This window comes from Vibrio makurazakiensis, assembly GCF_050337375.1.
Lineage (GTDB): Bacteria > Pseudomonadota > Gammaproteobacteria > Enterobacterales > Vibrionaceae > Vibrio > Vibrio makurazakiensis.
Window position 1 is genome coordinate 1 of record NZ_JAKJSW010000201.1, and the last position, 7,446, is coordinate 7,446.

Genomic DNA, 7,446 nt, shown 5'->3' on the forward strand with positions numbered 1-7,446 from the left:
TCGTCACACTTATTCCACGTAACAAAATTTACAATTTGAACAAACGTAAACAATGTAAATTAAATGCCAATACGAATGATTATCACCTAAATTAGCGCGCATAATTTAAGTTGGTATTGGTTTCATGGTGTTAAAAAATAGAGCCGTTCAAATGTGGGCTCGTCGTCTTCATATCTATATCTCAATGGCATTACTGCTTGTTGTACTCTTTTTCTCTTTCACGGGCATCACGCTTAATCGACCAGAGTTGTTTGAATTAAGTCAGCCACATGTAGAGCACTTTGAACTTTCTGTTCCTGCGGCCATCTTCCCGGTAAACGAGGGAAGAGTTCAGCCAAGCCAACCTCAACTCATCACATTTTTAGAAACCGCTGGTGTCGCAGGTACAGCATCGAATTTAGATGTTTATACCGAATATGAAGATGGTGAACTCATCATTGGTGAAGTGACCCTTGATTACAAAGCTCCGGGTTACAACGCGGCGGTCTTCATTGATATCACGACCAAAATGGCTGAAGTTGAAACCACCGACTATGGGGTTATTGCGTTGCTTAATGACCTGCATAAAGGTCGCAACAGCGGTGAAGTGTGGAAGTGGTTTATCGATATCACCGCCTTACTCATGATCTTTTTCGTCCTGACTGGTGTTTGTCTATTAGTTCCGAAAAAGAAAACGTTTGTAACCTCTCTTAAATGGACGACGTTAGGTTCGGTCATTTCCCTTGTTATTTACTTTGTTGCTGTGCCTTAACCATAGCCTCAGCTCCGTTGAAAAATAGAGATTCTAAGAATGAAAACATCCATGTTCAGCAAGGCACTGTTGGCTTTAGCTATTAGTCCATTTGCAGTATTTGCCGCGCCGTTACCTGACTCAGCAAAGCTAGATATCAATTTTGAGCTTCCAAAAATAGACACTTCGATGTACGCACGCCCGTACGTTGCGGTGTGGCTAGAAGACAGTAAACGCAAGCCAGTCAAAACAATGGAACTTTGGGTTGGCAAAGATGAATGGCTAAAAGACTTACGTAGCTGGTGGAGAAAAGTGGGGCGTTACGATCGTGAGCTCGTTGAYGCTGTTACATCGGCAACACGCCCAGCTGGTCAATATCGTTTTGTCTGGGATGGGAAAAATGATGCAGGTGAACGACTAGAGCAAGGTGTATACACCTTACATATCGAAGTTGTTCGTGAGCATGGTGGACGTAATTACTTGAGACAAAAAATTGAGCTTAATGGTTCTCAGTCTGTATACGAACTCGCACCAACAGAAGAGACCGGCTTAATTACCGTTAACTATCAGCCTAACTAAATACAGCTTGAATACGCCTGTGCACAGAGTCTCCACACGGTCTCTTTAGGCATGGAAAGTAAGAATATAAATTCACAAGCCTTGGCTTGTAAGTAAACAATGGAATTGAATGATATGAAACAACCAAAAATGAAAGCATTAGCGCTAGCGGGCGTAATGGCATTAGGTTTAGCTGCAGCGACGACAGCACAAGCGCACCCGCGTTGGGTTCTACCTTCTCACTTCACTGTCTCTAAAGAAGGTGGTGACTGGCTAACGTTCGATGTAACAGCTTCTCACGGCACGTTTGTATTCGACAAGCCAGCCGGTAGTGACAAAGCGTTTGTTGTGATGCCAGACGGTCGTAACGAGCGCCCTAATTTTGTTGTAAAAGGTAAGCGTCGTTCAATGTTCGATTTCTATTTCGAAGAAGAAGGTACGCATAAAGTCGCGATTAACAATGAGCCTACGTACTACACGCAGTATAAAGCGGGTCGCCGTGACACTGTAAAATGGGTAAAAGCGAATAAAGCGGAGCGAGCTGGCATTGTTCCTGAAAAGGCTCGTGACATTGTCACACAAGTTAGCTATACGCGTGCAGAGAGCTACATTACGGTTGGCATGCCAACAGATAAAGCACTAGAAATCGAAGGCAAACTTTTAGAGATGAAGCCGGTTACGCACCCTGCAGACATTGTTGAAGGTGAGCCAGTGACCTTTCAATTCTTCTACAACGGTGAGCCTCAACAAGGTGTAACTGCAGAGATCACTCGCGAAGGAACTTTGTACCGCAACAAGCAAGAGCAAATGGATGTTGTGAGTAACGAACAAGGTGAAGTGACATTTACTCCTGACGTCGCTGGTCGTTATCTAATGAAAGCTAACTATAAGGGTGAACTTGAAAACCACCCGCTTGCAGACAAAGCAAGCGTAAATGTTCACCTAACGTTTGAAGCGCTTCTTCAGTAAACCTAAATTCTAAATCTTTAGGGCTCACGTTTGAGCCCTTTGTTGCTTGTACTGGAACTTACTTATGAAAAACATTCTAAAAACAACATTGTTCACCTTAGCAACCATTTCCGTATCTGCCCCTACATTTGCCCATTTCCCATTAATGGGATGCTGGTTAAAAAGTGATAACGTTATCTGTGAAGCGGGCTACTCGGATGGTAGTACTGCTGTTGATTACGCAGTGGAAATGTTCGACTACGAAGATAATTTAATAGCCAAAACGATGACTGACAAACGCTCTATTGCTGAGTTCGCTCATCCTAACGTTGATTTCTACCTAGTGTTTGATGCTGGGCATGAAAACCCTGTCGAAGTCGATGTTGTTGAGATCAGTGAAAAATGATCACCCAAAAAGTAAGAGCAAATACGGGTGGTAGAGAAGGTAAATGGGTCGGGTTTATTATTCTAGCAATATTGGCTTTTGCGTCTGTCACAATTCCCTTTCACCAAGCCGTAACAAGTACTCAGAAAGTAGAAAGTCATCAGATTTTAATTACAGATCTTGAACAAGACAACTTAGCGATGATCGCCGAGCTAAGGTTAGCTCACGAAGAGATTCGAGACATTCATGCAGATCGCCTGAGTGAGTTGGATATATCACAAGGTGATGCTGAGAACGCAAGTCATTGGCCATCGATCGGTGAGTTACAAAGCGATTGGGTTGCGCCATTTGTGAAAGATCAAAGTTGGGTACGCAAAGGCGAACACACATGGTTAGGGCTTGGTAAAGGGCTCTATTTAGGTGTCCCTGAGAAGCAAAATRCCGCTAACGCCATTTTACTCGACAGTAATGTTTCTGAACCTCAGATTTGGCTTTCTAAAACAGAATCGAACGATCCGACCCAAGTATTGGTCATCGAAAACTACCAAGCTAAGCGACTGATTAAGCGCGGCTGGAAACTCGTCGTTATGACATCTGAACAAGAAAAGCATCCACACTAATTCCAATAAGAGAATCTATCATGAGAATTTTCGCGCTCATCGCGATGCTGTTTACTGCATTAGCATCTCAATCCGCTTTCGCATCAAAAGATAAGCTAAATATCGGGATAACTCTGCAACCATACTATAGCTACGTAAAAGCAGTGGTCGGTGACAAAGCTAATATATTACCGCTGGTAGACGCGGGCTTTAACCCTCATAACTATTTACCCCAGCCAAACGACTTGAAGCGACTCAGCCAGATGGATGTCATTGTCGTAAATGGTATTGGGCATGATGACTTTGCTTTAAAAGTTATTGCTGCTTCACAACGTGATGATCTTATTGTGATCAAAGCCAACAAAGAAGTTCCATTGTTACCAGCTATGGGCCAGTCCGTTGGACAAGGGGCGGTTAACCCACATACGTTTGTTGGGTTATCGACCACCATTCAAAAGGTTTACACCATAGCAAGTGAGCTATCAGAGATTGACCATGATAACGCAGCTTACTACCGAAAGAATGCACGTAAGTACGCGAAGAAATTTCGTTTGATGAAGCGCGATGCAATGAACTCCTTAGGTGAACTAAACACATCAGGAATGAAAGTCGCGACAACACATAACGCCTACGGATACATACTTCAAGAATTTGGGGTAGATGTGGCAGCGGTTATTGAACCTGCTCATGGTGTTGAACCAAGCGCTRGTCAACTACAGGGCACCATAGAAAAGATCCGTGAATCTGGCATTGATGTACTTTTTTACGAACTTAATATGCCAAACCGTTTTGTCGACACTATTGAGTTAGAAACGGGTGTTCAGCTATACCGATTTTCGCACATGACTCACGGTGAATATGAAAACGATAAAGTAGAAATTGAAATGAAGGATAACTTAGAAACGCTAATTGAAGCCATGAAGTTCGCAGCTGAAAATCAACAAAATCAAGGTAATGTTTAATGCAAGGTCCTTCTATATCTGTTGATAATCTGTCGCTTCAATACGACGACAATATTATTTTAGATGGCATCACCACTTCTTTTGAAGCTGGTCAGTGTCACGTCATCATGGGCCCAAATGGTGGTGGAAAAACATCGCTACTGCGTTCGGTTCTTGGGCTTACTCMGTTTTCTGGCGACATTGAAGTTAAATGGCCACAAGCAACAAGCGTGGGTTATGTCCCACAAAAAGCGACCTTTGAACCTAGTTTACCTCTCACTGTGATGGATTTTGTTTTACTTAACCAAACTCGTATGCCGTTGTTTTGGCGTAAGCAAACCAAACAGCATCAACTAGCTCTGGCACAATTAGAGCGAGTGGGCATGGCGACGCGCGCTGACCGCCGAATGGGGCAGTTATCAGGTGGTGAACAGCAACGCGTATTGTTTGCTCAGGCGTTGCTTGATAACCCAAGTTTATTGGTTCTTGACGAACCTACGACGGGAATGGATGAGCAGGGTGTTCGCTACCTTGAATCGTTGATCCGCGAATGTGTGTCTGAAGGGAAAACGATTCTTGCTGTCCATCATGATGTCTCAGCCGTAAGGCGACTAGACGCGAATGTTCATGTGGTTAACCGCTTCTTAGTGGAGAGTGGTCATCATGAGCAAGTACTGCACCCGTCCAAAATAGAGAGTTTGTTTCAACATTACACTTCTTCGCCGAGTTCAAACGTTATGAATGCGTCATCGAAGGAGGTGGCTTGATGGATTGGTTAAGACAGCTCGCTGTATCAGGCGTAGACGCAGGAATATTAAGTGAAAGTTTTGCCTACGCGTTTATGGTAAATGCACTCGTTGCGGCATTATTACTTGGCCCATTATTGGGTGGTTTAGGGACTTTAGTGATCGCCAAGCGATTGGCTTTCTTCTCTGAAGCGGTTGGTCATGCAGCTTTAACAGGGATCGCTATTGGTGTTTTACTCGGTGAACCTGCAGAGAACCCGATCATTGGTTTGTTTAGCTTTTGTATGATTTTCGCATTACTGCTGCATTTTGTACGAAACCGAACCAACGTGCCTTATGACACGTTAGTGGGCGTCTTCCTTGCGCTGGCACTGGCTGTCGGAGCAGCACTACTGATGTACGTAGCCCGAAAAATCAATATTCACATGTTGGAAAACGTACTGTTTGGTTCGATTTTAACGGTGACCGATCAGGATCTTTTGATCCTAGCGGTAAGTTGTTTACTTATCGTCGTGACGTTAATTCCTACGTTCAACCGTATTCTATTAACCTGTATTAGCCCTGATATCGCGAAGGTGCGTGGATATAACACCAGCTTTTATGACTACTTATTTGTCATTATGATCACCTTAGTCACAATTGCTGCGGTAAAAATCGTTGGTGCAGTGTTGGTTGGTGCGTTATTGCTAATCCCTGGTGCGACAGCGCGTTTGCTGACGAAGCGCATGGGTAGCTTTGTTCTGCTGTCCGCGTTGCTTGCGACGATTGCATGCCTTATTGGCACCGTTTTGCCAATGGAGCTTAAACTGCCAGTACCGTCAGGTGCTTCTATTATCATTGTTTCAGCTTGCTTCTTCCTTATAGCAACTGTGTACCGAATCATCAAAAAAGCATAGCTAGGCTGTACTATGAAAATGAACAATATGAAAACGAACTTTATGAAAAGGTGCAGTGGAAAACTTCTACGCATAAGAAAAACTCATCACACTGTAACTTTATTTCTTTTAGGGGCTATCAGCAGTTCTACGTTTGCTAGCGACATTTTAACAAGCACTCCAGTGACTTATGCGATCGCAAATGAGTTGATGAAAGGGACTGAAATCACGACTCAATACCTACCACCAAAACGTTACGGTATCGACCGCTTACCAAATTGGTTTGCAACGAAAGGGGTTAAGCCTGTTACCAAAGCGGGAGAAAATGCAACGGTTGCTATCACCCTGAGCTCAATTTGGCAGAATGACCCGACGTTTATCTACGCAAGACAGGGAAACATTCGCTTGATTGAAATTGATGCGTCTCAGGCCATCACACCGCGAGCGCAAGGCGTGGCAGCGTTGAAACTAGACGATGGTTCTATTTCAAAATACGCATGGCTGAACCCAACGAACTTGATCCGAATGTCATCAATTGTTGCGGATGATCTAAAACATGTATGGCCTAATCATCAAGCTAAGATTGATACCAATTTACAAATGATGATGCTTGATGTGCGAACTTTAATTAACAGCCAGCAAGATGCGATTTTTGATCATGAAGTTGATTCGGTAGTACTGCTTTCTGAGTCGCTTGAAGATTTTGCATCAGGAAACCAGTTGTTTGTTGTTGACCGTTTATTTGATGCTGAACTTGAATGGACCGAAGAACAGAAGCTAAGGCTTAAAGATCAGTTTACAGAAGACGAAACGTTGTGGCTGGTAACATCGAGAAAACCATCTAAAACCTTGTTATCCATTGTACCGAAAGAAAGAGTTTTGGTTGTCGACTCTTTGGATAGGTGGGGTTCGAAGGGAATAAAAGACGAGGAACCATTTGAGCGTTGGAAACTGACGAGCTTAGCTAAGTAACTTTACGTTAGGCTTGAATTTAAGCATGTGAGGGTAGTTTGAACACATCAGGCACTCTTACATGCTAACCCTTTGAATCCGAAAAGGTTAGATATTTCCACTAATAACAAAATGGTCAATAATTAACAATTGATTAAAAAGTATGCTATAAAGGGTCTTCAAATTACTCCTATCGTTTAAATCATTGGGGGTATGAAAGGAGATGTAGAATGATGAAATGGTTCAAGCTTTATAGTTTAGGTGTATTGATTACTCTAACTGGATGTAGCTCTGTTAATACGGCGAAAGTCGATAAAACTAGCAGCGAAGAGCATCAGCCAGTATACCCAGCTATGGCCGTACCATTACAACCACGCATTCAATACGAAGTTAAAATAGCGAAGTTAAGTCAACTACTTAATCGTCAAGACATCAGCGATGAAGCTCGAGCACAAATTTTGTCTGAGCGTGGAAATTATTATGATGCGCTTGGTTTACGTGACCTAGCAAGAATAGACTTTCGTAACTCCCTCAACATAAATCCTGCGCAACCAGACGTTTTCAATCTACTCGGCATATACTTCACTCAGATCGGGGACTTTGACACCGCTTATGAGGCTTTTGATTCAACTTTGGAGTTAGATCCACAGAATCCACAAGCTTTGTTTAATCGTGCTGTCGCTCTATATTACGGCGGTCGTACTGAATTAGCG

General features: G+C 43.1%; 9 protein-coding genes and 1 pseudogene. All 10 read left to right on the forward strand.

Annotated elements, in window-relative coordinates; all coding sequences use genetic code 11:
* Positions 1-184: 184 nt before the first annotated feature.
* Positions 185-751, forward strand: a complete 567-nt coding sequence (locus tag L4C33_RS17650) for a PepSY-associated TM helix domain-containing protein (protein WP_428813728.1) — start codon at positions 185-187, stop codon at positions 749-751.
* A 39-nt stretch (positions 752-790) separates the two neighbouring features.
* Positions 791-1,309 (forward strand): DUF2271 domain-containing protein, encoded by a 519-nt coding sequence (locus tag L4C33_RS17655; protein ID WP_428813722.1) that lies wholly within the window; start codon positions 791-793, stop codon positions 1,307-1,309.
* A 114-nt stretch (positions 1,310-1,423) separates the two neighbouring features.
* Positions 1,424-2,257: a DUF4198 domain-containing protein gene (locus tag L4C33_RS17660; protein ID WP_428813723.1), complete on the forward strand. Its 834-nt coding sequence runs from the start codon at positions 1,424-1,426 to the stop codon at positions 2,255-2,257.
* A gap of 64 nt (positions 2,258-2,321) precedes the next feature.
* Positions 2,322-2,642 (forward strand): hypothetical protein, encoded by a 321-nt coding sequence (locus tag L4C33_RS17665; protein WP_428813724.1) that lies wholly within the window; start codon positions 2,322-2,324, stop codon positions 2,640-2,642.
* The gene (locus L4C33_RS17670; protein WP_428813725.1) at positions 2,639-3,241 is read left to right on the forward strand and encodes a DUF6162 family protein; all 603 of its coding nucleotides are present in this window, start codon (positions 2,639-2,641) and stop codon (positions 3,239-3,241) included. Before L4C33_RS17665 ends, L4C33_RS17670 begins: the two co-directional genes overlap by 4 nt.
* Positions 3,242-3,285: 44 nt before the next feature.
* Complete coding sequence (locus L4C33_RS17675; RefSeq protein ID WP_428813729.1) at positions 3,286-4,182, forward strand: metal ABC transporter solute-binding protein, Zn/Mn family; 897 nt, start codon at positions 3,286-3,288, stop codon at positions 4,180-4,182.
* Positions 4,182-4,928, forward strand: coding sequence for a metal ABC transporter ATP-binding protein (locus L4C33_RS17680; protein ID WP_428813726.1), 747 nt, complete (start codon positions 4,182-4,184; stop codon positions 4,926-4,928). Before L4C33_RS17675 ends, L4C33_RS17680 begins: the two co-directional genes overlap by 1 nt.
* Complete coding sequence (locus L4C33_RS17685) at positions 4,928-5,803, forward strand: metal ABC transporter permease (RefSeq protein ID WP_428813727.1); 876 nt, start codon at positions 4,928-4,930, stop codon at positions 5,801-5,803. Before L4C33_RS17680 ends, L4C33_RS17685 begins: the two co-directional genes overlap by 1 nt.
* Positions 5,804-5,821: 18 nt before the next feature.
* The gene (locus tag L4C33_RS17690) at positions 5,822-6,754 is read left to right on the forward strand and encodes an ABC transporter substrate-binding protein (protein ID WP_428813730.1); all 933 of its coding nucleotides are present in this window, start codon (positions 5,822-5,824) and stop codon (positions 6,752-6,754) included.
* Between the two features lie 212 nt (positions 6,755-6,966).
* A pseudogene (locus L4C33_RS17695) lies at positions 6,967-7,446 on the forward strand (lipoprotein NlpI); the annotation flags it as partial.